The sequence below is a fragment of the Peribacillus sp. YIM B13482 genome (assembly GCF_042787975.1).
GTDB lineage: Bacteria > Bacillota > Bacilli > Bacillales > DSM-1321 > Peribacillus > Peribacillus simplex_A.
Window position 1 is genome coordinate 93374 of sequence record NZ_JBHZPF010000007.1, and the last position, 24946, is coordinate 118319.

Annotated in this window: 20 protein-coding genes and 1 pseudogene; 13 read left to right on the plus strand and 8 right to left on the minus strand. The window is 41.3% G+C overall.

The genetic code is table 11. The annotated features are described in order from the left end of the window. Positions 1–11: 11 nt before the first annotated feature. The 3 genes from ACFX4L_RS06250 (at position 12) to ACFX4L_RS06260 (ending at position 2139) form a co-directional block, all read left to right on the plus strand. The gene (locus ACFX4L_RS06250; RefSeq protein WP_377382751.1) at positions 12–242 is read left to right on the plus strand and encodes a hypothetical protein; all 231 of its coding nucleotides are present in this window, start codon (positions 12–14) and stop codon (positions 240–242) included. A gap of 1086 nt (positions 243–1328) precedes the next feature. Further along, positions 1329–1805, plus strand: coding sequence for a GNAT family N-acetyltransferase (locus ACFX4L_RS06255; protein WP_377382752.1), 477 nt, complete (start codon positions 1329–1331; stop codon positions 1803–1805). A gap of 163 nt (positions 1806–1968) precedes the next feature. Continuing rightward, positions 1969–2139, plus strand: a complete 171-nt coding sequence (locus ACFX4L_RS06260) for a hypothetical protein (protein ID WP_377404220.1) — start codon at positions 1969–1971, stop codon at positions 2137–2139. 221 nt (positions 2140–2360) lie between these two features. On the opposite strand, the gene ACFX4L_RS06265 is transcribed toward ACFX4L_RS06260, so the two are convergent. Further along, the gene (locus ACFX4L_RS06265) at positions 2361–4553 is read right to left on the minus strand and encodes a DNA topoisomerase III (RefSeq protein WP_377382754.1); all 2193 of its coding nucleotides are present in this window, start codon (positions 4551–4553) and stop codon (positions 2361–2363) included. A gap of 261 nt (positions 4554–4814) precedes the next feature. On the opposite strand from ACFX4L_RS06265, the gene ACFX4L_RS06270 reads away from it, so the two are divergent. After that, entirely contained in the window at positions 4815–6365 is a 1551-nt protein-coding gene (locus ACFX4L_RS06270) for an ABC-F family ATP-binding cassette domain-containing protein (protein ID WP_377404223.1), read from the plus strand. A 107-nt stretch (positions 6366–6472) separates the two neighbouring features. Here the strand turns inward: ACFX4L_RS06270 and ACFX4L_RS06275 are convergent, their stop codons facing one another. The 3 genes from ACFX4L_RS06275 to ACFX4L_RS06285 are packed head-to-tail and all read right to left on the minus strand — an operon-like array spanning position 6473 to position 10171. Next, on the minus strand, positions 6473–7660 hold the full coding sequence (locus ACFX4L_RS06275; protein WP_377382755.1) for a class I SAM-dependent methyltransferase: 1188 nt from the start codon (positions 7658–7660) through the stop codon (positions 6473–6475). A gap of 33 nt (positions 7661–7693) precedes the next feature. Next, a complete protein-coding gene (locus ACFX4L_RS06280; RefSeq protein ID WP_377382757.1) occupies positions 7694–8602 on the minus strand; it encodes a phosphotransferase in 909 nt (302 codons plus the stop codon). Between the two features lie 15 nt (positions 8603–8617). Continuing rightward, complete coding sequence (locus ACFX4L_RS06285; RefSeq protein ID WP_377382759.1) at positions 8618–10171, minus strand: DEAD/DEAH box helicase; 1554 nt, start codon at positions 10169–10171, stop codon at positions 8618–8620. 305 nt (positions 10172–10476) lie between these two features. Here ACFX4L_RS06285 and ACFX4L_RS06290 point away from each other — a divergent pair, with 305 nt between their 5' ends. Further along, a complete protein-coding gene (locus tag ACFX4L_RS06290) occupies positions 10477–11769 on the plus strand; it encodes an NCS2 family permease (RefSeq protein ID WP_377404226.1) in 1293 nt (430 codons plus the stop codon). 97 nt (positions 11770–11866) lie between these two features. Here the strand turns inward: ACFX4L_RS06290 and ACFX4L_RS06295 are convergent, their stop codons facing one another. Then, entirely contained in the window at positions 11867–12406 is a 540-nt protein-coding gene (locus ACFX4L_RS06295) for a hypothetical protein (protein ID WP_061465853.1), read from the minus strand. 8 nt (positions 12407–12414) lie between these two features. Next, entirely contained in the window at positions 12415–13608 is a 1194-nt protein-coding gene (locus ACFX4L_RS06300) for a ParM/StbA family protein (RefSeq protein ID WP_284469144.1), read from the minus strand. Between the two features lie 1221 nt (positions 13609–14829). On the opposite strand from ACFX4L_RS06300, the gene ACFX4L_RS06305 reads away from it, so the two are divergent. The 3 genes from ACFX4L_RS06305 to ACFX4L_RS06315 all read left to right on the plus strand — a co-directional run bounded on the left by ACFX4L_RS06305 (position 14830) and on the right by ACFX4L_RS06315 (position 17482). Then, positions 14830–16350 carry an FAD-dependent oxidoreductase gene (locus ACFX4L_RS06305; RefSeq protein ID WP_317778034.1) on the plus strand — a complete coding sequence of 507 codons (1521 nt, stop codon included), beginning with the start codon at positions 14830–14832 and terminating at the stop codon, positions 16348–16350. Between the two features lie 103 nt (positions 16351–16453). Continuing rightward, the gene (locus ACFX4L_RS06310) at positions 16454–16648 is read left to right on the plus strand and encodes a YwbE family protein (protein ID WP_284469142.1); all 195 of its coding nucleotides are present in this window, start codon (positions 16454–16456) and stop codon (positions 16646–16648) included. Between the two features lie 174 nt (positions 16649–16822). Beyond that, on the plus strand, positions 16823–17482 hold the full coding sequence (locus ACFX4L_RS06315; RefSeq protein WP_125159941.1) for an SIMPL domain-containing protein: 660 nt from the start codon (positions 16823–16825) through the stop codon (positions 17480–17482). Between the two features lie 60 nt (positions 17483–17542). Here the strand turns inward: ACFX4L_RS06315 and purU are convergent, their stop codons facing one another. Then, positions 17543–18445: a formyltetrahydrofolate deformylase gene (purU, locus tag ACFX4L_RS06320; protein ID WP_377404230.1), complete on the minus strand. Its 903-nt coding sequence runs from the start codon at positions 18443–18445 to the stop codon at positions 17543–17545. 508 nt (positions 18446–18953) lie between these two features. On the opposite strand from purU, the gene ACFX4L_RS06325 reads away from it, so the two are divergent. The 4 genes from ACFX4L_RS06325 to ACFX4L_RS06340 all read left to right on the plus strand — a co-directional run bounded on the left by ACFX4L_RS06325 (position 18954) and on the right by ACFX4L_RS06340 (position 23163). After that, a complete protein-coding gene (locus ACFX4L_RS06325) occupies positions 18954–19733 on the plus strand; it encodes a transporter substrate-binding domain-containing protein (protein WP_061465865.1) in 780 nt (259 codons plus the stop codon). A 26-nt stretch (positions 19734–19759) separates the two neighbouring features. Beyond that, complete coding sequence (locus ACFX4L_RS06330) at positions 19760–20425, plus strand: amino acid ABC transporter permease (RefSeq protein WP_061465866.1); 666 nt, start codon at positions 19760–19762, stop codon at positions 20423–20425. Between the two features lie 11 nt (positions 20426–20436). Further along, positions 20437–21177 (plus strand): amino acid ABC transporter ATP-binding protein, encoded by a 741-nt coding sequence (locus tag ACFX4L_RS06335; protein WP_284469141.1) that lies wholly within the window; start codon positions 20437–20439, stop codon positions 21175–21177. Positions 21178–21510: 333 nt separating this feature from the next. After that, positions 21511–23163 (plus strand): glutamine--tRNA ligase/YqeY domain fusion protein, encoded by a 1653-nt coding sequence (locus ACFX4L_RS06340; RefSeq protein ID WP_377404233.1) that lies wholly within the window; start codon positions 21511–21513, stop codon positions 23161–23163. Positions 23164–23611: 448 nt separating this feature from the next. Here the strand turns inward: ACFX4L_RS06340 and msrB are convergent, their stop codons facing one another. Continuing rightward, on the minus strand, positions 23612–24571 hold the full coding sequence (gene msrB, locus ACFX4L_RS06345) for a peptide-methionine (R)-S-oxide reductase MsrB (protein WP_377404236.1): 960 nt from the start codon (positions 24569–24571) through the stop codon (positions 23612–23614). Positions 24572–24799: 228 nt separating this feature from the next. On the opposite strand from msrB, the pseudogene ACFX4L_RS06350 reads away from it, so the two are divergent. Beyond that, positions 24800–24946, plus strand: a pseudogene (locus ACFX4L_RS06350) (IS3 family transposase); the annotation flags it as partial.

Below are 24946 nucleotides of genomic sequence, written 5' to 3' on the forward strand. Positions count from 1 at the left end.
GTGCTTTTTTTATGAAAAAACACGTTATTAAACAGCGTGGAACAGCGTTAAAGGAACGGAAATTGACCAGTAAGACTACGGAAAGTTTCACAATTGAATACACACTGCAAGAAGCCTTAGATATTTTTCTCCGTGCAAAAGTTGCTGAAGGTGTCCGACAGCGAACATTGGGCGAATATGTACGGCACATTAGGTACCTAACGGAATACTTATCTGTTTATCATCCGTCTTTTATGAAATGAAAAAACTAGTCGCTTTTGGGTCCATGTAACCTGCACGATGGAGCCAAGCATGAAACATAGAACCAGTTAGAAGAATCTCATTAATATCTACTCGATCAAGTTGGAGGGGATTAATGACCCTTATTGTAATTGGCTGAAGAAACAAAGGCACAAAAAAAGGAAGAGGGACTACAAAAGTCCCTCTTCCTTTTTCACTTTATTTTTTTGAAATTTTTCTTAATAAATATAAAGCGTATATGATAGCTGGTATAGCTCCAATCATTAAAATCATGTTTATTAAACCAAATATAAAATAAGAAGGCGATACATTCATTTTAATTCAACTCCATTAAAAATTTTAGTCTCTATATGAATATTTTTGATAAACACGAGCATATTTACTATTTTTATTTAAAAGAGTAAGTTTGAGAGAACTAGTAAGACTTACATAGCCATTAGAAACGCTACCACTCAATTTATAATTTCCTACAGCATTCATATCATAACCTATTTTTTCAGCTTTTGAATCAGTAACATCACATGAAGCATCTACATTTGACCAAGTAGACCTTTTGTTCCTGCTACAGAACAATATCTCATTTTCAACCCATAATTACCAACAGAATAATGATTACCTAATTTTAAGGTAGCAACAACCACCCCTACACTTTTTAATTTAACCCAAGCAGTATACAATCTTTCTCCATAATCTTTAGGTTCATGACGCCATGGCCCCATCTTTGTAGAGGTAATTGCCAGAGCCTGTATGCTTCTTGAATTACTGTTATCAACTTCATCTGTTGAACTAAGTTCAACAGATGAACCATCGCTTAATTCTATTGTTGTAGGTCCTTCAGAATTAACATTTGATTCGTCTGATAAAGCTTTCTGCTTTACCTCCCTTTTTTGAATTCAAATTGTAGTTATCATGATATGTATCGGATAAATCTTTGAAATTGGATGGTAAATAATAATTAAAAATCTAAAATATTACCATTCTTGAACATTCAGTGAACATTAATTTTAAATGGCACTAATTATTTAAATTAAGAAGATAGCCGGCTTCGTAATGGTAATATGTAGAAGAAGGGTCAGGGGGAGCATTTTATGGAAAAGGTAAATTTCGTTGAGTTAAAGCATTTTTCAGATGAATATTCCGAAAAGCTAAATCAGTTTGAACTGCCTGAAGAACAAGGTCTATTTACTGCCTTGCCAAACAAGTTTACAGACGTAACAAAAGGGCAGCATCGTATTGTCATTTTAAGTGATGATGAACCTGTGGGTTTCTTTTTACTGCATTCAACAGATCGCGTAAAAGAATATTCGACTAACCCCAATGCCATATTGCTGACCGCATTATCAGTTGATTATAAGCAGCAGGGAAAAGGCTATGCAAAACAAGGCATGCTCCTACTGGACGAGTTTGTTAAATCAGAATTTCCTAATTGCGATGAAATTGTATTAGCTGTCAATCATAAGAACATCCCCGCACAAAAGCTGTATGTTAGGGCTGGATTTCATGATACGGGTTTGAGAAAGTTTGGAAATATCGGCGAACAATATATTATGAATTTAACCATTTAATTCATATTCATTTTTTTATTTCGATAAATATCTGCAGAAAAATAATGGATATACATTACAGCTGGTATATAATTACACTTTTTTAAAAAGAAATGTTTGAACCTGTCCCATCCGGGTATACAAATACTGTAAGACATTCTCACCAAAGGAGATGATGTGCACGATGAGTACAATCAGAAGCCAATGGAACAAAGAGAATGATGAAGCAATTTTCAGTCCGGGTGATCAGCAACCATTCTGTACGCTTACACTAGTGGATTCGGATAAACACACAAAAAAAACTGATAAAACACTTGAATATGAATTGCAAGGGACCGTACTGAATGAAATTTAGTCGTAGCCGCGATATATGGAAAGGGATGGAGTGAATGCTCCATCCCTTTCCACTGTCTTTTTTTATGAATTTCGCCACTTCATTAAGCGGCAATCTTATTGTCAGGAAAGATGGCCCTGCGGAAGCAGAAAACTGCAAGGATTATGCCCACTCTGCCCATGCAAATAATCCCACAAAAAGAGCCCTCACTATAAAAACTAATAGTGAAGGACCTATTTCTTTTATTTATCGAATTTCAATTTGGCCAAAGCATCCGCTAATGCAGTATTGATCGGCTCTTCTTTATTTTGCTTTTTCATATAATTGGAGACTTCATTTTTTGATACTTTTTGATTTTTAGTTTGCCCTCTTCGTTTATTGTAAGAAGAAAGTTTTTCGTGAAAACCGCATTTACATGTGAATGTCTGTGCTTCTCCTTGACCGCGCATTTCCATCTTTTTGTGACATTGTGGACACCTGGCATTTGTTACACGTGAAACACCTTTTTTGTGGCCACATTCACGATCTTGACAGACAAGCATTTTTCCCTTTTTACTATTCACTTCAAGCATCAGCTTGCCGCAATCAGGACATTTCGTTCCTGACACGTTATCATGCTTGAATTTTTGGTCACTATTTTTGATTTCATGAACGATATTTTTAGCGTAGGCGCGCATATCGCCGATGAAAGCCTGTTTTGCTAGCTTTCCTTTTGCAATTGCTGTTAACTTTTGCTCCCATTGAGCTGTCAGTGCTGGAGATCGTAAGTCTTCAGGTGCCAATTGAAGGAGTTGTTTTCCTTTCGAAGTAACATGAAGGCCCTTCCCTCTCTTTTCGATCAGGAAGCTATTGAACAGTTTTTCAATAACGTCAGCACGCGTTGCAACAGTCCCAATCCCGCCAGTTTCACCCAGAGTCTTGATGAGTTCTTTGCTTTCCCCTGTCATGAAACGAGCAGGATTTTCCATTGCCGAAAGAAGTGAGCCTTCATTGAATGGTTCCGGCGGTTTCGTTTCACCCTCTGTTTGTTTCACAGTCGAAATGGTTAAACTGTCACCTTTTTGAACGTTCGGAAGCAGTTGCTCGGCAAGGCCATCTTTAGCTTCTTCCTCATCAAATTGATGATCATAGACTTCCTTCCAGCCTGATTTCAGGACGACCTTCCCTTTTGCCATGAACGTCTCCTGCCCCATTTTCGCGGTTATGGTCGTTTGCTCATATTCAAAAGGCGGCATCAATACGGCAAGGAACCTTTTAACGACCAGATCATAGATTTTCGATTCTTTGTCGCTCAGTTTTCCCGGTAGCGGCGTTTGCTCAGTGGGGATGATTGCATGATGATCCGATACCTTACTATCATCCACGAACGATTTATTGGCCTTAATCGGACTGCGCAGGATCCTCGATGCATACTGGGCATATGGTTTAATGCTGACGGCCTGTAATCTTTCTTTTAGCGTATCAACTAAATCCGTTGATAAAAAGCGTGAATCCGTCCTTGGGTACGTCAAGACTTTATGGCTTTCATATAAGCGCTGCATGATCGATAATGTCTCTTTCGCCGAATAGCCGAATTTCTTATTGGCGTCCCGTTGAAGTTCCGTTAAATCATATAAAGAAGGGGCAAAACTTTTCTTATGGGCTTTGTTCACTTCCACCACTTCTGCCTTTTTCCCCTTCACGGCTGCTAGAACCTTTTCTGCCTTGGCTTTATCGAATGTGCGTATATCTTTTGATTGGGCATCTTGCCAGATTAGGCGCAAATCGGATTCTGCATTTGCCGAAACGCCATAATATTTCTTAGGCTGGAATTGTTTTATTTCTTCTTCCTTTTTTGCAATCATCGCAAGTGTCGGCGTTTGGACCCGACCGCAGGATAACTGGGCATTGTGCTTGGTTGTAAGAGCGCGTGTCGCGTTCATCCCAACGATCCAGTCCGCTTCCGCTCTGGCCACAGCAGAGGCAAATAGATTTTCATACTCCTTGCCATCCTTCAGCTTTTTAAATCCATCTTTGATCGCTTTATCCGTTACAGAGGAAATCCAAAGCCGCTTGATTGGCTTCTTCACATTCGCTTTTTCGAGAATCCAGCGTGCAACAAGTTCCCCTTCACGGCCTGCATCTGTTGCAATGATGATATCCTTGACATCATTGCGGTTCAGCTGTGTTTTAACTGATTGAAATTGCTTGCCTGATTGCTTGATCACGACCAATTTCAAAGAATTCGGCAACATGGGCAGGTCCTCAAGGCGCCAAGTTTTATATTTTTCATCATAAGTTTCCGGATCTGCATGTGTCACCAAATGACCTAGAGCCCATGTGACGATATACTGATCGCCTTCAAAAAAACCATTACCCTTTCTCCCGCAATTCAGCACTTTTGCTATATCTCTTCCGACCGAAGGCTTCTCGGCCAGTACGACTGTTTTACTCATAGTAAACATCCTTCCCTTTTAAACTGATTTCTCTATTATCTCACATAATTTATGACAGGGCGATAATGCATAGGCATGGCATCCAAAAACAGGTCCAACAGGTGTCGATCCTATATTCATCATTACGATTTTCCCTGCCAAGGGCTCGATTGTCACCAAAGGGCATATATGTAAATTAATAGATTAGATAGCAATCCCGTGCAGATTTTAGTATGATGAAACGTAGGGATTTTTTCAAATTAATTGGGAGGTTCAATATAAATGAGCTTACTTTCTATAGATAAATTAGCACACAGCTTTGGCGACCGCACCTTATTCAAGGATGTTTCCTTCCGCCTGATGGCCGGCGAACATGTTGGTCTGGTCGGGGCAAATGGTGTCGGAAAGTCAACGATGATGAATATCATTACAGGACAGCTTATCCATGATGATGGCCGGGTGGAATGGACACCTGGTGTCGAATATGGATATCTAGATCAGCATACGATACTTTCTAAAGGTAAATCGATTCGCGACGTCTTAAGGGATGCATACTTACCTTTATTCGAGCAGGAAAAAGCATTGAATGAAGTAACAGAGAAAATGGGGACAGCCACTCCAGAAGAACTTGAAGAACTCTTGGAACAAATGGGTGAAATCCAGGACAAGCTTGAAGCCGGTGGTTTTTACAATCTGGATATTAAAATTGAAGAAGCGGCACGCGGTTTAGGGTTGGATGCAATCGGATTGGACCGTGACGTTTCTGCCCTAAGCGGTGGACAACGGACAAAAGTTTTACTAGCCAAGTTACTTTTGGAACAGCCTGAAGTACTGCTCCTTGATGAACCGACGAACTACTTGGATGTAGAGCATATCCGCTGGCTGAGCAGCTACCTAAAGGAATATCCTAATGCTTTCTTATTAATTTCGCATGATACCGAGTTCATGAACGGCGTCGTCGACATCATTTTCCATCTTGAATTTTCAAAACTGACCCGTTACACGGCAACTTATGAAAAATTCCTTGAGCTTGCCGAATTGAATAAAAATCAGCACATCAATGCCTATGAAAAACAGCGTGAATTCATTAAAAAGCAAGAAGATTTCATTGCAAAAAATAAAGCCCGTTACTCAACGACCGGTCGGGCAAAGAGCCGTCAAAAGCAATTGAATCGCATGGAACGTATCGATCGTCCAGAAACTGCAATGAAACCTACCTTTGACTTTAAAGAATCACGTGCGAGCAGCCGTTATGTATTTGAAGGTGAGGATTTGGAAATTGGATATGACCGCCCATTGCTTCCGAAGTTGTCCATGACAATCGAACGGGGAGAAAAAATCGCCGTGGTCGGCTGTAATGGAGTTGGAAAATCCACTCTTTTAAAAACGATTTTGGGCAAAATTGATCCTCTAGGCGGCAAAAGATCACTTGGCGATTTCCTTTTTTCTTCTTATTTTGAACAGGAAGTCAAAGCAGGCAATACGACACCAATCGATGAAGTGTGGAATGCATTCCCGCATCTAGACCAACCACAGGTACGTGCCATTCTTGCCCGTGTCGGTCTGAAAAACGAGCACATTACACGTCCAATGAGCCATTTAAGCGGTGGTGAACAATCAAAAGTACGTCTGTGTAAACTTATGCTTACCGAAAGCAATTGGCTGTTATTCGATGAACCGACTAACCATTTGGATGTAGTTGCAAAAGAAGAACTGAAACGTGCATTGAAAGAGTATAAAGGAACGATTGTCCTCGTATGCCATGAACCTGACTTCTATGAAGATTGGGTTACCAAAGTATGGGATGTAGAAGAATGGTCGGCTCAAAATTAATTTTTTTTAGGGGATGTCGCAGAACGCGGCATCCCCTTTTATTATGAAGTAAATAAAAAGCTGACTGAAAAGACTCATTCAGTCAGCATTATTTCCTTAACAGCAGCTTAAACTCGTTCCGCCACCAATGTATATGTTTTCGGAAGTCCAATATCGTGGATTTTATGATTCGGTTCTTCCTCGAGTACTTTAATAACAAGCCCTGATTGACCTATTGACGTTATAAGTTCCCCGATTGTCCATTTACGCTGTACAACTCTTGAAAGGCTCCCTTTTTCCTCATCCGGCATATGCTTGGAAAAAGCGACCTCATTATTTTCGATTGCCGGTGCAAAATAGTTTCCTGTTATCTTATGCTTTTTGCCATTCGAAGTAATGAGCTTTGTTGAAATCGGGTGAAATTCATGCAGTACGAATCGGCCTCCGGGTTTCAACATCGATTTAATTTTTTCAAATAACGGCTGGAGATCGATTAAATAGTGAAGCACGCCAAGCTCCATTAAGATCAAATCCTGATTCCCTGATTCATGTTCCGACGGTAATGAAAGCACATCGGAAACAATATACTCGATGGAGACATCGGACCCATTTGCCAGCTCATTTGCAAACGTTGCGTTTTCCTGGGAAAAATCAACAACTTTCACTGTGGCTCCCAATATGGCCATCGCAACTGCTTTGACACCGTTCGACCCCATCAAATGAGTAATTTTTTTACCGGATATGTCCCCCATATATTTATAAAAAGGGTGCAGTCTCCATTTTGGGTTTTGCTTGATTTTCGATGCCAGTTCCGCAGGATTTCCATAACGATTGACAAGCGCTAAGTAATTATTCTGGTTCCACGCCTGTTCATTTTCCGCTGTGAACCCTTTCTGCTCGGCAAATAAGTAAGCATGAATCTCGGCACTGTACCTTCTCATTTCTTCATCGTATAAATAACTGTACAACGACCTGCACCATACCTCCATATCCCCCATCTTTATAGACAAACGATAAGGGTCAGTTTTAATGGTCGTGTTAAACCTGCAGTGGACAGTGACAGAAATCCCCTCGACATCCATTTGAAAAGAGGCAGTCTCAGGACTTTTTTCAGGCTTTGTCGGGGAGTATTCGGAAAAAAGATCTAATGCCTCATCAAAAAGATCCCATTGTACATCAATGACGATGTTCTCATAATTATCAATATCCACTCCTTGCACGAACAGAGCAGGTTGACCTGTATATTGATAAGGAATATTAGCTTGTTCCAACATGTTCCCCATTAATGTGATTGTATGATAATAACTTGCCTTCATATGAACCTCCTAGACATCAAAAGAGCATTACAATTATTCTTCTATAGCAAATTTCAAACCGATACTCGTAATGGCTATCAGCTCTTCATCATGGCGATCAATGCCATAAACGAGTAATGTAACAAGCATATATATTGCTCTGAACCTGGCTAAGCTCTCCGTTTCTTTTTCGATTTCACCATAGATTTCAAAAAAGCCTCGGCGCGCTTCTCTTGGGAAATAACTATATAAAAAGGATAAATCAATGGCAGGGTTTCCGATATGCACATCTCCCCAATCAATGATACCTGTAAGAACGCCTTCGTCATCAAGTAAAACATTTCGGATATGAATGTCTCCATGAACGAGTGAACTCGGTTGCGGAGCACCCAACTCGCCTAGCCCTCCAACAAAATCTTTAACCGCATCAGCTTGTTCAAAGTATCCTAGCTTTATTAGATTTGAGACATTTTCCATTAGCGACTTCTTGCGATAGGATACATCAAGCCTCATCATCCCATCAGGCTGTACACCTAAATGCTTAGCCCTTTCTACAGGGAAAAGGTGAACAACTTTCAAAAAATGGGCAAATCTTTTTGCCGATTCAGACTTCTTTGCTTTTGTTCCTTCTACAGGCAAGTGTCCCTTTACCATTTTATAACCGGTAAAAGGATAAGGATATAGTGTACTTGGTTTCCCAAAAAAGATTGGTTCAGGGATATCAAGCGGAAAAGTCCCTGCAATTGAAGGCAAAAGCTGATTTTCCAACTGAATCAACGTAACTGCAATAGGGCGGCGAGGGAAACGGAATACAAATTGCCCATTGATTTGTATGACCGTATTATCGAACCCCTCCCCAAGCTGCTTGATCTCTTTCAACTCAATTTCCGGAAACTGCAGCATGATTAATTTTCCTGCAAGCTCCAACGAAACTGGATATTCTGCCAACCAAGGCTTTTCCACTCCAGTCTCCCCCTTTTACCGGTTTCTCCCTCTATTGGGGCTGCTGCCTGATCCACCCCTAAGATTACTTGGCCCTTGTGCACTGTTTGCTCTACGGCTGTCTCTTTGATCTCCTCGTGGATTGTCACGCTTTGGTCCACGGCTGTCTTCCGATCGGCCTCCCCGCGAATCCTCACGTTTAGGTCCGCGGCTGTTTTCCATCCGGCCTCCCCGTGAATCCTCACGTTTAGGTCCGCGGCTGTTTTCCATCCGGCCTCCCCGTGGTTTCTCCCTCTCGATTTCACGATTGTCCGCTTGATTTACAGAACGGTGACTGCCTCGATTCGGTCCTCTCGTATCTATCCGTTCCCGATGGCGCCTTCCCCCTCCTGAATGCGGTCGGCGGGTACCCACTTCAGCATTATCATCATAACGTTTCTTTTTTTGTCCCACCTCATCAGGTTGGAACATTTTCACTCCTTCAATCGTCTTTCTTTCGATTTTCATGGAGATCCCTTTTTCTATATCGCTTAAAAGCTGAAGATCCTTCGTGGCAATGAAGGTTACAGCCAAGCCATTTTCACCCGCTCGTCCTGTACGGCCAATTCGATGGATGTAACTTTCAGCGTCCTCGGGAACATCATAATTGAATACATGTGTCACACCTTCTACATCAAGTCCTCGTGCAGCAACGTCCGTTGCCACTAAATATTGAAGCTTGGCATCCCTGAAGTTTTTCATGACGCGTTCCCGCTTTGCCTGTGAAAGGTCCCCATGGAGTTCTTCAGAATTGAATCCAGCTGCCTTGAGGGCATCATTCAAAACTGAAACGCGACGTTTTGTACGGCAAAATATGATCGCCAGGTATGGCTGTTCTTCTTTAATTATATTAATTAATGAAGACTGTTTGGCACGATCGGTCGTTTCGATGACAAGCTGTCTGATTTGCTCAACCGTTACTTGCTCAGCCTTCACAGCGGCGGTTAATGGTTTATTCATGTAGCGCTTAGCCAATTGATGCACTTGTTCAGGCATCGTCGCTGAAAAGAGCAACGTTTGGCGCTCCTCTGGAAGCTGACCCATGATTTCTTCCACTTCTGGTAAAAATCCAATATGGAGCATTTGATCAGCTTCATCCAGCACAAGTGTTTGAGTTTGGGAAAGGTCAATGGTGCCCCTTCTTAAATGATCTAATAACCTGCCTGGTGTGGCAACCACAACAGAAATATTTCTTGTCAGCTTTTTCATTTGCTGCTCGACATCCTGTCCGCCATAAACTGCAAGCACCTGAAGTCCTTCGATTTCATTGGCGAATTTTTTCAATTCGGCTGTGATTTGCAAAGCCAATTCTCTGGTTGGCGTGACGATCAGGGATTGTATGTGGGATGCAGCAGGATCGACTTTTTCCAGGATTGGCAGCAAAAACGCCAAGGTCTTCCCCGTTCCCGTCTGCGCCTTCGCGATGACATCTCTTCCAGCAAGGATATCCGGTATCGATTTCTCCTGTATGGGGGTGGGGTTGGATATTCCTATTTGCTTTAATATCATGTTAATCGCCGGGCTGACGCCAAGGTCGATGAATTTTGTCATGTATTTGCCTACTTTCTGAATTTCTTCATTTTATTGACTGGTAAACCAACTTCAGGAAATGGGTACACTTCCTTCACTAAAGGTCATTTTTCTTAGTCTAAGCTATTTGTTAGTATATCATTATCTATTTTCGAGAAAACCTGTCACTTAAAATTTTTCATGCTATTGTACTTTAGTTATTTTTCTAATATAATTTATAAGGTTTTATTATCCATACTATCGAGCTGCTTACTTGAAAAAGGGTAAGCATCTTATCCTTGTAGAGTTTTGCAAGGATTTTTTTTATATAAAAAAGGAGTGACCGCATGTTTAAATTAAAAGAACGGAATTCAAATATTAAGACCGAAGTACTTGCGGGGCTTACAACCTTTTTAACACTGGCTTATATCATCGTTGTAAACCCAATGATCCTTTCTGATGCCGGAGTTCCTTTCGACCAGGCATTCACAGCAACCATAATCGCAATAATAGTCGGTACCCTATGCATGGCCCTTTTAGCCAATTACCCAATTATCATAGCACCGGCCATGGGATTGAATGCTTATTTTGCATACTCGGTACTGGGAGCCCATGATATCTCATACACAGTTGCCTTTTCGGCAGTCTTTGTTACCGGTATCATCTTTATCCTTTTATCACTTACCTCTTTCCGCTCAAAATTGATTGAGGCCATCCCCAATAACTTAAAGCATGCAATCAGTGCCGGAATCGGACTTTTCATCACCTTTATCGGACTTCGCTTGTCAGGTGTCGTAACACAGCATGAATCCAACCTAGTCACCCTTGGAAGCTTCAGGGACCCTAGTGTGGCACTTACATTGGTTGGTCTGGTCATTACGATTGTGCTGATCGTACGTAATGTACAGGGTGCGATATTCATCGGGATGATCGTGACTGCCATAATCGCTTTCTTTACAGGCCAATTGGAAGTGGATGGTCTTGTTTCCACTCCTACATTACCTGAAGGGATAATAGTCGCCAATCCAATCACATCTATCGCGGATGTTATTAACTACGGGCTTTATGGCGTCGTCTTCTCCATTTTACTTGTGATGTTATTCGATACGACAGGTGCTTTATTAGGCATTGTTCGCCAAGCCGGATTGTTGAAGAATAATAGGCTTGAAAAATCCGGCAGTGCTTTTTTTGCAGACTCCATCGGCACTACCGTTGGTGCCATGTTCGGTACAAGCCCGACCGCAGCCTCAGTTGAATCTTCAGCTGGGGTAGGAGCAGGCGGCAAGACAGGCTTAACCGCGTTAGTTGTGGCCATCCTTTTCTTAATAACTGCCTTCTTCAGTCCACTGATAGGGGCTGTTTCAAATGTAGCGGCAATCACGGCACCAAGCTTGATCATCGTGGGTAGTATGATGATCAAAAGCATTAATGAAATTGACTGGACACACTTTGATGAGTCATTCCCAGCCTTTTTGGTCATTGTCGCCATGCCTTTAACGTCAAGCATCGCAAACGGGATAGCACTTGGATTCATCGCCTATCCCATTTTAAAAATGGCTAGAGGCAAGTTCCGTGAAGTGCATCCGTTCGTGTACGTGTTTGCTATTCTATTCCTCTATCAACTGATTTTCCTAGCTTGATCATTTCAAGAGGAACCCCCTGTGGTTCCTCTTTTTTTAACCAGCTCTCCAATAAAAAGAAGGATATCCAACTTTTCGTCAGATATCCTCCTATATATTACTGGTTCATTTGATCAAGAAAATCACCCAGGAGATCATCAAGATTTTCCTCTTCTTGTTCGGGTTCTTCCACTTGTTGTTCGGGTTCTTCCAAACTCCAATCAAAATCATCCAGATCTCTCTTAGGCAAGTCTTCCTTGACCCCCTCCACTTCCTTTTCTTCAAGCTCAACTTGCATATATTCCTCATTCGATCCATTACTGTTCAAAGAGGCAAGCAAGGCCGTAGCGCGTAAAGGATCGGATAAAAGGTTGTACATAATCGTTCCAAGCATAGCTTCTGAGTGGGAATGCTTGAGCCAATCACGCTGAGATTTGCTTAGCTTGTTCGGCATGGGCAGGGCAATCATTTCCCGATCCTGATGGGTGGATTGCCCGACTCCATCGAGAACATACTCGGCAATTTTACTGGAAAAATTCCTTCTTTCCGTTTCCTTCAATTTCTGCAGCTGTCTTAACGTATAGTCTGATACATCCGAAGGGATACGAAAAGTGATGGCTTGCCCTCTTTTAATTTCAGAAGAAGCTGTTTTTTTCATTCTCTCACCTATTTAATGGAACCCGTTCTTTGTTCTTTCTTCTTTTGCTGGGACTGATTCTGTTCCTTTGCATTCCGGCGTTTAAAATCCGAAATCAATTTATAATAGGCGTTTGCCATCATCCAAACGCTTTCCCGCTCATCTTCGAAAAAGTCTATATTGTAGCCATCGAAATTTTGATTCAATGTTTTCAAGTAATCTTTCAGGACAATTGATCCCCCGCCTACGAAATAGCAGATTTCCGTTTGGGAATTTTTTTGCCATACATTGCGCAGGTGGCGATATTGCTTTTTGGCCAGTTCTCCCAAAATACGGTCAACGATATCATGGACACTAGTCCGGCTTCCGCGAACCATAATATGATTGCGATCATTTTTCTTCGTGATGATTTCAACGACGTCGCGTCTGCTATCCAGCTCGACACCATGTTTCTTCCTGATTTCTTCACGAATCGATTCAAGGGCTTCAGCTACTCCCAAATTGAATCCTTGAGCTTTGTCATCGTCAACTTTACGGTTTTTAATGACCGCGATATCTGTCGATAATCCACCGATATCCTGAATGAGTATTCTTCTATCTATTAATTCACGGTTAATGATATTCAAATCTTTATCCATGACCAAATTTATGTATGCAGCGAAGCCTTCTGGATAGACTTTCACTTCATCGAATTTGATATTAACCTTCATGCCTTGGTATTTAGGAGTAATTAAAAATTCCACCTGGTGGACTGAACCAAGTAATTTCGAGCGGTACCCGACGTCTTTCCCTTCTTTAACCTCCCGAAGTGGCAACCCTGTTCCAAGCGTATAGTTGGCTTCCACAACATTATTCACTTTTTTGAATGTATCGTTGTCCCCCAACTTGGCAGCGTCTAATGCAAGAGCCGCAAAAAGCATGACTAATGTTTGATCTTCTTCCGATTTACTGCTTCCTAAATCCAGTTCTGTAGGATTATCACTTTTTGTCGCCAAGTTCCCAACGCGATAAATCGCATTATTGTCTTGCAGAGCCGGTGAATGGACCCTAATATGAATCCCTTCCAATGGGTTTTTTTCATTAAGTTCCTCAATCCCAATGACCGGACGGTCCTCTATGTCTTTTGCAATGACATTTGGTATATATAGTTCAGACTCTAGCTTTCCAAAAATAGCTTTGATAGCATCATTTCCTACGTCTACTGCTGCGATTCTAGAACTCATCTAAAAACATCCCCTTTTTTATAGAAAAAAAATAGTGAACCATTCCCTTTAAGGATAGAAAAGGTTTCCACGATAGTCAATCCTTCATTAGTAATAGCTAGATTTGTCGAATTGTTTTCAAATTGTTTACAATAGGAACAAATATGTATACACCATATATATAGCTATGTGTACGCATTTGCACACAGGTATACGTAATTGTACACGATGCATCTTTTTTTGTTTACACGTATACGTTTTTGTACACAAACCTTATATTGTATTTTTAATTGATCATTCCCCCTACAAAAATAAGCGTATAAATAGTGAATTTGGTTGTGGTAATAAATGGGCGATTCACTAATGAACTGTACAGAGGTATTCAAATGATTGAGAAAAATACAGAAACCTCCAAACTCAGGAACCTTATTAGCCCAGTCCGTTAACTTTCCCTTCTTTTACTAGATACAGATATAACTACTGACGTCTTAATTGCAGGCGGCGGAATTACAGGGATTACTCAGCTAAACAAGGTATTAAAGTTACACTGATTGAGGCTGGCGAAATCCTTAATGGAACAACGGGAAGGGACACACCACAGCATGGCCTGATTTACGATTTGTTTGATCACTAAAACATGGTGAAGAGAAAGCCAAACTATATTATGTAGCCAATGCAGACGGAATGAGCTTATCAAAGACTTGGTAGAAGAACATTCCATTGAATGTAATTTGACTGCAATGGATACCTATATTCACGCGAATACTGATGAATATAAAAGTAAAATTCAAAAAGAACTAAAAGCCTATCGAAACTAGCCATTCGCAGGGATTATGCAGAAGAAATGCCTTTCTGCTTGTAAATCTTCTATGATCCAAGCACAGTTTCATTCCTTTAAGATATTTAACAGCCCTCCTTCCCACGATTCTGGAAGCTGAAAAAGTTATCCCGATAGTCATTCCTTCATTAGTTGTAGCTATATTTGTCGAATTGTTTTCAATTTGTTTTCAATAGAAAAAATATGTATACACCTTATATATAGCCATGTGTACATGATTGTAAACATGAATACATATTTGTGTACAACAAAACTATTTTTGTTTACATGTATACTAATTTGTAAACAAACCAAATAATGTATTTTTCTGAATCTTTCTCTTACAAAAAATAGGGGTATAAATAGCGGATTTGGGTATGGTAATAAATGGACGATTCACTAATGAACTGTATGGAGGTATTCAAATGACTGATAAAAATACAAACCTTCCTCAATTTCCGGAACCCTATTGGCGCAGTGCGTTAACTTTCCCTTCGTTTTCTAAACTAGATAAAGATATAACCACTGATGTTTTAATAGTAGGCGGCGGAATAACTGGAATCACTTCAGCTTATCTATTGGCTAAACAAGGCATTAAAGTCACACTGATTGAGGCAGGCGAAATCCTTACTGGAACAACCGGACACACTACAGCAAAAATAACAGCCCAGCATGGCCTGATTTACGACCAGTTGATCACCGAACATGGAGAAGAGAAGGCCAAACTCTATTATGAAGCGAATGCAGATGGAATGAAATTAATCAAAGACTTGGTAGAAGAACATTCCATTGAATGTAATTTGACTGCACAAGATGCCTATGTTTACGCGAACACCGATGAATATAAAAGCAAAGTCCAAAATGAACTGAAAGCCTATCAAAAGCTTGGCATTCGGGGGGATTATGCAGAGAGTATCCCTTTCTCCATTCCTTGTAAAGCTGCAGTGATAATGAAAGATCAAGCTCAGTTCCATCCGTTAAAATATTTAACTGCCCTCATCTCCAAGATTCTTGAAGCTGGAGGGACAATCTATGAACGGACAACGGCCATGAAGATTGAAGACGGCGACCCACCGACCGTTCAAACCGATACTGGATATACAATCAAAAGCAATCAGGTAATCGTTGCCTCCCACTTCCCTTTCAATGATGAAACGGGCTTATACTTTGCCCGTGTTTATGTAAAAAGGTCCTATGTACTTGGAATTAAGACTGATCAGGAATATCCAGGTGGGATGTATTACAGTGCAGACAACCCTACCCGATCCCTTCGCTATACGGAATTGGAAAATGGGGAAAAACTTATACTTGTCGGCGGGGAAGGCCATAAAACAGGCCAGGGAATCTCGACTATCGAGCATTATGAGGCCTTAAAGGACTTCAGTTCCCAATATTTCGATGTTACGGATATTCCATATCGCTGGTCGGCACAAGATATTATGTCACCGGATAATATCCCCTTCGTCGGTCCAGTGACATCCAATCATCAAAACGTTCTAATTGCAACGGGTTATGCAAAATGGGGTATGACGAATGGATCGATTGCCGCTAAAATCTTGACTGACCATATTTTGCAAAGGGATAACCGGTATGCAGAATTGTATGCCCCTTCCCGTTTAAAAGGCTTGAAGAATATAGTTCAAGTTAATGCTGATGTAGCAAAACATTTGATAAAAGGCAAATTGGCCACCATTCTTAAAACGCCAGAAGACTTAGGCATTGATGAAGGGGCAATCGTGAAGGTCAATGGAGACAAGGCTGGGTGCTACCGAGATCATGATGGTCAGCTGCATATTGTCGATTCCACATGTACCCATATGGGGTGTGAGGTTGCATGGAACAGCGGCGACCGTACCTGGGACTGCCCATGCCATTCCTCCCGTTACTCTATAACCGGGGAAGTATTAAATGGTCCTGCCGTCGAACCATTGAAAAAAATACGCTAATGGACAATGTTAGTAATAGTCGACTGGGTTCGCCGTTTTCCTTATACTGAAGTTATGCATGATTGAATGATTGCAAATAACTCTGAAAAGGATTGAATTGAACATGAACGGTAAAAATCGGAAAGACATTACCCCTGGTACCTCAGTGGACATTATACTTAAAGCTGATCAACGCAGCGGAAAACTGACAAGCGGAACTGTAAAGGATATTTTAACCAACTCCAGCAGTCACCCTCATGGAATTAAAGTAAGATTGACTGATGGCCAGGTTGGCAGGGTTCAAGTCATTCATAAGTAAAGCGCACTCGGTCCAGGCCGAGTGTTTTTTTGTATATCTTAAGCTTGAAGATATTATAGAAATTTTTTATGGGTTTTTCGACGGTATCGATAAAGATGGAGATATTTCAATCATGTTTCCCGTTCATACTTCGTACAATAGGGTTGAGATCTCATTAAAAAGGCTGGTGTCAACATGAATCAAGAATATAATGCCCCCGATAGGGATTATTACCGCAATGATGAACATACATTAAGAGTTTCCGGCTCAGAGACGCTTCAAGCTGCCCCGGATCAAGCCATAATCACCCTTGGAGTCATAACAGAGGATAAGGACCCGCAAAAGGCCCAGCAGGCCAATTCCCAAGCAATCGCGAATGTCATCGCATCACTTAAATCCGCTGGCATACCCGAAGAGCAATTGAAAACGAGTGATTATAGAATCGATCCACAATATGATTATATCGACGGAAAGGAATTGTTCAAGAACTATAAAGTCCAGCACATGATCCAAGCCCAAACGACAGACATCGAAAAAATAGGCAGCATTATCGACACGGCAGTCAGAAGCGGTGCCAATTCGATCACAAGCATCCGCTTTTCCTTATCCAATCCAGAAGCATATTATAACCGGGCACTTTCGCTCGCTTTAAAAAAGGCATACGAAAAGGCACTCTCCATGGCTCGAACAATAGGAATCTCATTGAATCCAATCCCTAATCAAGTTGACGAAGTATCAGAAACCACGACGCCAATCCTTTTCCAAACGAGCACCTTTTCAAAAATGGCATCCACCCCGATCCAGCCTGGAGAATTGAATATCACCGCCTCAGTCAGGGTGGTGTACACGTATTAAACATTTCATTATCCAATCCATGCTAAAAACCCCCTTGGCAAACCAAGGGGGATCTTCACTTTAAAAGACTACCGTTTTATTTTCATGAACGAGGACGCGGTCCTCCAAATGCCATTTAACTGCACGGGCCAGCACTCTGCGTTCAGCTGAACGACCGATTTTCTTCATATCCCCTGCTGAATCGCGATGGTCCACACGTTCAATATCCTGCTCGATGATTGGACCTTCATCCAAATCATTCGTCACATAATGGGAAGTCGCCCCAATTAGCTTAACACCTCTATCATAAGCTCTTTCATAAGGCCGGGCACCAATGAAGGCAGGTAAAAATGAATGATGTATATTGATGATTTTGTTTGGATGGGCAGCTACGAAATCCGGCGTCAATATCTGCATATACCTAGCTAATACAATTAGGTCCACATTGAACTCTTCCAAAAGTCCAAGCTGTTTTGTCTCAACTTCCTTACGTATATCCTTATTTGCAGGAATATAATAAAAAGGGATGCCCATCGATTCGACAATTTGCCTGGTATCTTCATGATTACTTATGACTAGCGCAATATCAGCTAATAAATCCCCGCTTTGCCATTCCCATAGCAATTCCAGAAGACAATGCGGTTCCTTGGAAACGAAGATTGCCGTCCTCTTCAAATCACTCACATGGTTAAATGTCCATTGCATTGAAAATGTTGTCGAAACTTCCTGAAATGCAAGTTGCATATCCTTTGCCTTATCCTTTAATCCTGGACAATCGAATTCAATCCTGGTGAAAAAGGTACCGCCCTCAGGATTCATCGAATACTGGCTCAATTCAACAATATTTGCATCATATTCTTTAAGAAAGGCTGTAACTGTTGAAACAATTCCTGACTGGTCCGGACATTTTATAATTAAGCGGCCTCTATCTTGATTTTTTTCGCGAAATTCCTGTAATTGATCTTGCACAAAGTTGCTTACCATTTTCCCAACTGCCCTTCTTCTATTTTGCTATATTATACTTCACTTCATAGGCAAAATTAAAGTCAGTCAACAAATTCAGGATTTTGTTGGCAGACAATACGAAGCTTTTTTCGTTATCCCCACAGTTTTAATTCATTTCCTTTCATTTCAATAGATGCGGTTTTCAACCATTTTTCTCTTTCGATAGAGATTAAACCATCATCCTGAATTGTTTTATATTCATTTTTATATTCATTTCTAGAGTTGAATCTAGTCGAAATCTCTTACCCTATTAAATAATTATTGTCATTTTTTCAGGAAATTACCGGTAATTTAGGAGGAAATGAAGGCAATGGCCGAGAACCTTTAAGAAGTGCATAGTGAAGGGATTCATGAATGAAATGTCAGCATGATCTGGGCACCCTTTTTTATTTCAGTTTTATTTTCCCTAGTGAATGAGGTTATTTCACTACCTCATAAGGGTATAGACCATTCTATTAGTTTTTTCAAAGGGGGAAATGAAATTATCATGAAATCATCAGTTACATTCATGCTATCCATTCTGGTTATTCTTGGTCTTCTGTCCGGCTGTGCTGAAAAAGACCAGCTAGAGGATGGGAGTAAGCTGATCAATAAGGAACAGTTTGTATTCGCTGCCTCAGGCGAATTCAAGCCATTCAGTTATGTCAATGATGACATGACCGTAACAGGATTCGATATTGAAGTTGGCGATGCAATAGCCAAAGAACTCGGCCTAGAGCCAGTACCTAAACGGATAAAATTCAAAGGTATAGTAGAAGGTGTCAAAACCGGTCGGGCAGATGCCGCGGTTGCCAGTCATACAATTAATGAACAACGAAGTAAACATGTTGCCTTCTCCACCCCTTATTACTACTCAGGTCCTCAAATTTTCGTCCGCTCAGATAGCGATATTAAAACGGTCGAAGATTTAAAGGGAAAGGAAGTTGCGGCTTCTAAAGGCTCCACTTACGCAACCACAGCCGAAAAGTATACAACCAATGTAAAAACCTATGATAGTGATATCACCGCCCTGAAAGCATTGAGCGGAGGACGTCATGATGCCGTCATCACCGACTTTGTAACCGGCAAGGAAGCGACCAAGGAAGGTTTCGACATCAAAGGACGACAATTGATAGAACGAAGCGAGCAGGCCATCGTACTGCCTAACGACAACCCACAGCTGCTTGCACGCATCAACGAAGCACTTGAAAACCTCCGGGAAGATGGAACTCTTGCGAAAATCAGTAAAAAGTACTTTGGTGAGGATATCACAACTAAGCCTGAATAAAGATTGTTAGAAAGGGAGTCATTACATTGCCAAGTTTCTCACATTTTTTTGATACATTATTTAGCTCCTCGGACGTATTCATCCGAGCCATGCTCCTAACATTGGAACTGACGGTAGTCTCCATATTGGTGGGAATCATCATTGGGCTGTTATTTGCACTTTTAAAAATATCAAATATAAAAATTCTTGCATGGATTTCAGATACATATGTATTCCTGGTACGGGGTACACCGCTTATCGTACAGATTTTCATACTCTATTTCGGTATCAGCAATCTCTTCTTACTACCAGACTTCTGGGCGGCGTCACTTGCCCTGGCCTTCCATAATGGAGCTTATATCTCTGAAATTTTACGTGGTACGATCCAATCCATCGACAAAGGCCAAATGGAAGCCGGACGCTCCCTTGGCATGAGCAATTCGCTCACATTAAGAAGAATCATCTTACCTCAAGCCTTCCGTCGTGCATTGCCGCCGCTAGGCAACCAATTCATCATCGGTCTGAAGGATTCATCACTGGCAGCCTTCATATCCATGAATGAGCTGTTTAACGTAGCCACTACGTTAGGTTCCAACAATTTCGATGAAATGACTTATTTATTGATTGTAGCGGTCTACTACTTGATTCTAGTGGCATTCCTGACCATTATCGTCAATTTATTCGAAAAGAAACTGTCCATTAGTGATCGATAGGGGGAATTGAAATGGAACAAAAAGAAATGATTCGCATTAGGAATTTAAATAAATCTTATGGAAACCTACATGTACTCAAAGATATCGATATGAAGGTGTTGGATAGCGATGTTGTCTGTCTGATCGGACCAAGCGGTTCCGGAAAAAGCACACTTCTCCGCTGCTTGAATTATTTGGAGAAGAAGGACAGCGGGCAAATCCTTATTGAAGGAACGGAAATCAAACCTGGTACACATGATATTAATAAAATCCGTGAGAAAGTCGGAATGGTTTTTCAGCATTTCTATCTCTTCCCGCATATGACCGTACTTGAAAATGTCATCGAAGCACCGACTCACGTCAAAAAGATCCCTAAGGCCCAGGCTATTGAAGATGCAAAAGCATTGCTTGCCAAAGTCGGTTTATCAGATAAAGCGGATGTTTATCCAAGCAAGCTCTCAGGTGGTCAGAAACAGCGTGTTGCCATAGCCCGCGCCCTTGCCATGAAACCTGATATCCTGCTCTTTGATGAGCCCACCTCCGCTCTGGATCCCGAACTTGTCGGGGAGGTTCTTGCTACGATGAAGGAACTTGCCTTGGAAGGAATGACAATGGTAGTCGTTACACATGAAATGAGCTTTGCACGTGAAGTTGGGGATTGGATTGTCTTCATGCATAATGGACGGGTTGTCGAAAGCGGCCCGCCAAAAGAATTCTTCACCAATCCAAAAGAAGAGCGTACAAAAGAATTCCTGCAAACGACAGTCTTTTGATTTGGCGGGAAGAATTCGTCCTTCACTGCCGATAATCCGGCCTTGAGCCCGGACATCATTATAAGCAGTACAGGCGTGAATTCCTGTATTGCTTATTTTGCATGTAAAACCCGTTCATTTTTTCTTTATTTGCCAGTTAGCTAGTTCTTCATTTATATGATTGAAATTTCAGGGATATTTTCAATCTGACTGTACAAAATATATACTTGATGATTGTTTCAGAACATATCCCAAAACCCTGATTCCGGCTCGAACATGGAAAAATATCTGTATTTATGGTATATATACAGGTAAAATTAAAAGAAGTATATAAATGAAAGAGGTCGAATTCAGTTGGAAAATAACTCTTCGAATTTTATTAAAAATATTATAAAAGATGATCTAGAGTCCGGAAAACATGATCATGTCATCACCCGCTTCCCTCCTGAGCCTAATGGATATTTACATATCGGGCACGCCAAATCAATTATTTTGAATTTTGGGGTGGCTGATGATTTCAATGGGAAAACAAACCTTCGTTTCGATGATACGAATCCATTGAAAGAAGATATCGAGTATGTCAACTCCATTAAGGAAGATGTAAAATGGCTCGGCTACGACTGGGATAACCTTTTCTTCGCTTCCGACTATTTTGATGAAATGTATAAGAGAGCTGTGCTGCTCATCAATAAAGGACTGGCATATGTGGACGACCTTAATGCCGACCAAATCCGTGAATATCGCGGAACGCTGACCGAGCCAGGGAAAGATAGCCCCTACCGCAATAGAACCGTAGAGGAAAACCTTGAACTATTTGAAAAGATGCGCAGCGGCGAATTCGGGAACGGTGCAAAAGTATTGCGTGCAAAAATCGATATGAGCTCACCTAACATTAACCTGCGCGATCCCGTTATATACCGTATCTCCCATACCGAACACCATAATACCGGCAACAAATGGTGCATCTATCCGATGTATGCCTTTGCCCACCCTATTGAAGATGCTATCGAGGGAGTCACCCACTCCATTTGTACGCTTGAGTTCGAAGATCAACGCCCCCTTTATGACTGGATCGTTGAAAATTGTGAAATGGACAGCAAACCAAAACAATATGAATTTGGCCGTCTTAACCTGACTAATACAGTAATGAGCAAGCGAAAACTGAAGCAGCTCGTGGATGAGAGCTTCGTGGACGGCTGGGACGACCCACGGATGCCTACCGTTTCGGGATTAAGAAGACGCGGGTATACACCCGAAGCGATTCGTGCATTTTGCCAAGAGATAGGTGTCGCAAAAACAAGCGGTGTTGTAGACTCTCAAATGCTCGATCATTTCGTGAGGGAAGACTTAAAGCTGAAGGCTCCGCGAACCATGGCTATTCTAAACCCGCTTAAAGTGGTCATCACCAACTACCCGGAAGGTGAGATTGAATGGCTTGATGCTGAGGTCAATCCGGAAGTTCCGGAAATGGGCACACGGCAAATCCCATTTTCACGTGAAATATATATCGAACAGGACGATTTCATGGAAAACCCGCCGAAAAAGTATTTCCGTCTTTTCCCGGGCAATGAAGTCCGTTTAAAACATGCTTATTTCATTAAATGTGAAGAAGTGATAAAAGACGAAGACGGTAACGTCATTGAGCTTCGCTGCACATACGACATTGAAACGAAAAGCGGATCTGGCTTCACTGGCCGTAAAGTAAAAGGTACATTGCACTGGGTCGAAGCTACACAGGCCGTTTCAGCAGAATTCCGCAACTATCAGCCTTTAATATTGGATAAGGAAAATGCAGATGAAGAAGAAAAATCATTCTTGGAGCGGGTAAACCCTGATTCCGTAGAAATTTTACTAGGCTTTGTCGAGCCTAACATGAAAGATGTTAAGCCTCAGGATAAATTCCAATTCTTCAGGCATGGGTATTACAATGTTGATTCAAAACTCACTTCGCCCGGCCAATTGGTCTTCAACCAAATTGTTGGTTTGAAAAGTTCCTTCAAGTTATAGAGTCAATAAAAAGAACCAGATTCCTAGCGGGATCTGGTTCTTTTCATTCTCTGCACCCTTATATCATTTTCTCTCGTAAAGTTTGATGCCTTGCTTGGAAAGGGCCTGTTTAAGAGTACTATGTGTCGAAACTTGACTAAAATCAAGTCCTAACTGAATCGATGTCTGGGCTACATCAGGACGAATACCGGAAATGGTCGATTCAATGCCCAACAGGCAGGGTACTTATCAATTGAAAAATCTGATGGGCAATCATCGTGTCTAAAAGGGAAACTCCCGATAAATTGATGAATAAGTTCTTGATAGTCAATGCATTCTGTCCCCTAGAAGCTTCTCAATTTCCACATTGGAATCTGCTGAATAGATGGATCCAACTTAGAAGAGTTATCAAGGATGCATCGATATAAATTTTCATCCACTTTATCCAGCTGTGTTCCCCTACAACTAGTTAGTTCATTTTAAAAAGTAATAATAAGTCTGCATATCCCTCTCTCTCCATTTCATTTCTAGGAATGAATCGAAGGGCCGCAGAGTTTATGCAATATCTCGTGCCTTTAGGATTGGGGCCATCAGGAAAAACATGTCCAAGGTGCGAATCGGCGTCCCTGCTGCGCACCTCGGTCCGGGTCATTCGGTGGCTGAGATCCATTTTTTCATTGACACTTGCCGACATGATAGGCTTCTTGAAACTCGGCCACCCACAACCGCTATCATACTTATCACGTGAACTGAATAGGGGCTCCCCAGAAACGACATCCACATAAATGCCTTCTTCAAAGTGATCCCAATAAGCATTATCGAAAGGAGGCTCCGTGCCATTTTCCTGGGTTACATGGAACTGACGCTCGGTTAAGGTCTTCCTAAGACGAGCATTATCCTTAGGCCAATTTTCCTTAATGAAAGCATCCCGTCCCGAGCCCTTACGATACAATGCATAGCGAAATTGATTTTTTCGATGGAATTCTTGATGGTATTCCTCTGCTGCGTAAAATTTCCCCGAGGGTAAAATACCCGTAACGATAGGCATCTTAAACCGTTCGCTCATCATTAAAGCTTCCTTCGATTGCTCTGCTTCCTGTTTCTGACGTTCATTAAGATAGAAAATGGCTGCCTTGTATTGCTCTCCCCTATCCGAGAACTGGCCACCGTCATCCGTTGGATCGATTTGGTGCCAAAATATCTCTAATAACGCTTTATAGGAAATGATTGATGGATCGAATTCCACTTGAACCGCTTCAACATGATCAGTCGAACCAGTAATCACTTGTTTGTAACTAGGCGCGGTAAAACTACCGCCCGTATAACCCGATGTCACGCTAATGATTCCATCCATTTCATCAAAGGGAGCAACCATGCACCAAAAACAGCCTCCTGCAAAGATAGCTGTTTCTTTCTCATTCATCGTCATCCTCAACTCCCCTTTCATGGCTAGTGATTTCATGTATTATATACCAGCAAGCCAAATACCTTCAAATTCAAAACAATAGATTTCTTTATCTTTGCTGAACAGATAAAAAAGAGGCACTTAGGAGTAAACTAAACTGTACCCTGTAGAGTAGACACTTAAAAAAAGTGTCTACTCTACAGGGTCTTTTTTTGTACAATGGAATGACTACAAGCAGAGGAGAATGGAAAAATGGCTAAAAAGCTCTTCACGACAAAAGAAATAGAGATATTGTCAACTAATCCTTATGTGAAATCAGTCAGTACTAAAGGAATTACATATACTGATGAGTTTAAACAGATATTTATTACTCATTCTAATAACGGAACACCTGCTAGA

Coding starts and splice junctions, on each gene's coding strand:
- ACFX4L_RS06250 (WP_377382751.1), top strand. CDS start 12: ATGAAAAAACACGTTATTAAACAGCGTGGAACAGCGTTAAAGGAACGG.
- ACFX4L_RS06255 (WP_377382752.1), top strand. CDS start 1,329: ATGGAAAAGGTAAATTTCGTTGAGTTAAAGCATTTTTCAGATGAATAT.
- ACFX4L_RS06260 (WP_377404220.1), top strand. CDS start 1,969: ATGAGTACAATCAGAAGCCAATGGAACAAAGAGAATGATGAAGCAATT.
- ACFX4L_RS06265 (WP_377382754.1), bottom strand. CDS start 4,553: ATGAGTAAAACAGTCGTACTGGCCGAGAAGCCTTCGGTCGGAAGAGAT.
- ACFX4L_RS06270 (WP_377404223.1), top strand. CDS start 4,815: ATGAGCTTACTTTCTATAGATAAATTAGCACACAGCTTTGGCGACCGC.
- ACFX4L_RS06275 (WP_377382755.1), bottom strand. CDS start 7,660: ATGAAGGCAAGTTATTATCATACAATCACATTAATGGGGAACATGTTG.
- ACFX4L_RS06285 (WP_377382759.1), bottom strand. CDS start 10,171: ATGACAAAATTCATCGACCTTGGCGTCAGCCCGGCGATTAACATGATA.
- ACFX4L_RS06290 (WP_377404226.1), top strand. CDS start 10,477: ATGTTTAAATTAAAAGAACGGAATTCAAATATTAAGACCGAAGTACTT.
- ACFX4L_RS06295 (WP_061465853.1), bottom strand. CDS start 12,406: ATGAAAAAAACAGCTTCTTCTGAAATTAAAAGAGGGCAAGCCATCACT.
- ACFX4L_RS06300 (WP_284469144.1), bottom strand. CDS start 13,608: ATGAGTTCTAGAATCGCAGCAGTAGACGTAGGAAATGATGCTATCAAA.
- ACFX4L_RS06305 (WP_317778034.1), top strand. CDS start 14,830: ATGACTGATAAAAATACAAACCTTCCTCAATTTCCGGAACCCTATTGG.
- ACFX4L_RS06310 (WP_284469142.1), top strand. CDS start 16,454: ATGAACGGTAAAAATCGGAAAGACATTACCCCTGGTACCTCAGTGGAC.
- ACFX4L_RS06315 (WP_125159941.1), top strand. CDS start 16,823: ATGAATCAAGAATATAATGCCCCCGATAGGGATTATTACCGCAATGAT.
- purU (WP_377404230.1), bottom strand. CDS start 18,445: ATGGTAAGCAACTTTGTGCAAGATCAATTACAGGAATTTCGCGAAAAA.
- ACFX4L_RS06325 (WP_061465865.1), top strand. CDS start 18,954: ATGAAATCATCAGTTACATTCATGCTATCCATTCTGGTTATTCTTGGT.
- ACFX4L_RS06335 (WP_284469141.1), top strand. CDS start 20,437: ATGGAACAAAAAGAAATGATTCGCATTAGGAATTTAAATAAATCTTAT.
- msrB (WP_377404236.1), bottom strand. CDS start 24,571: ATGACGATGAATGAGAAAGAAACAGCTATCTTTGCAGGAGGCTGTTTT.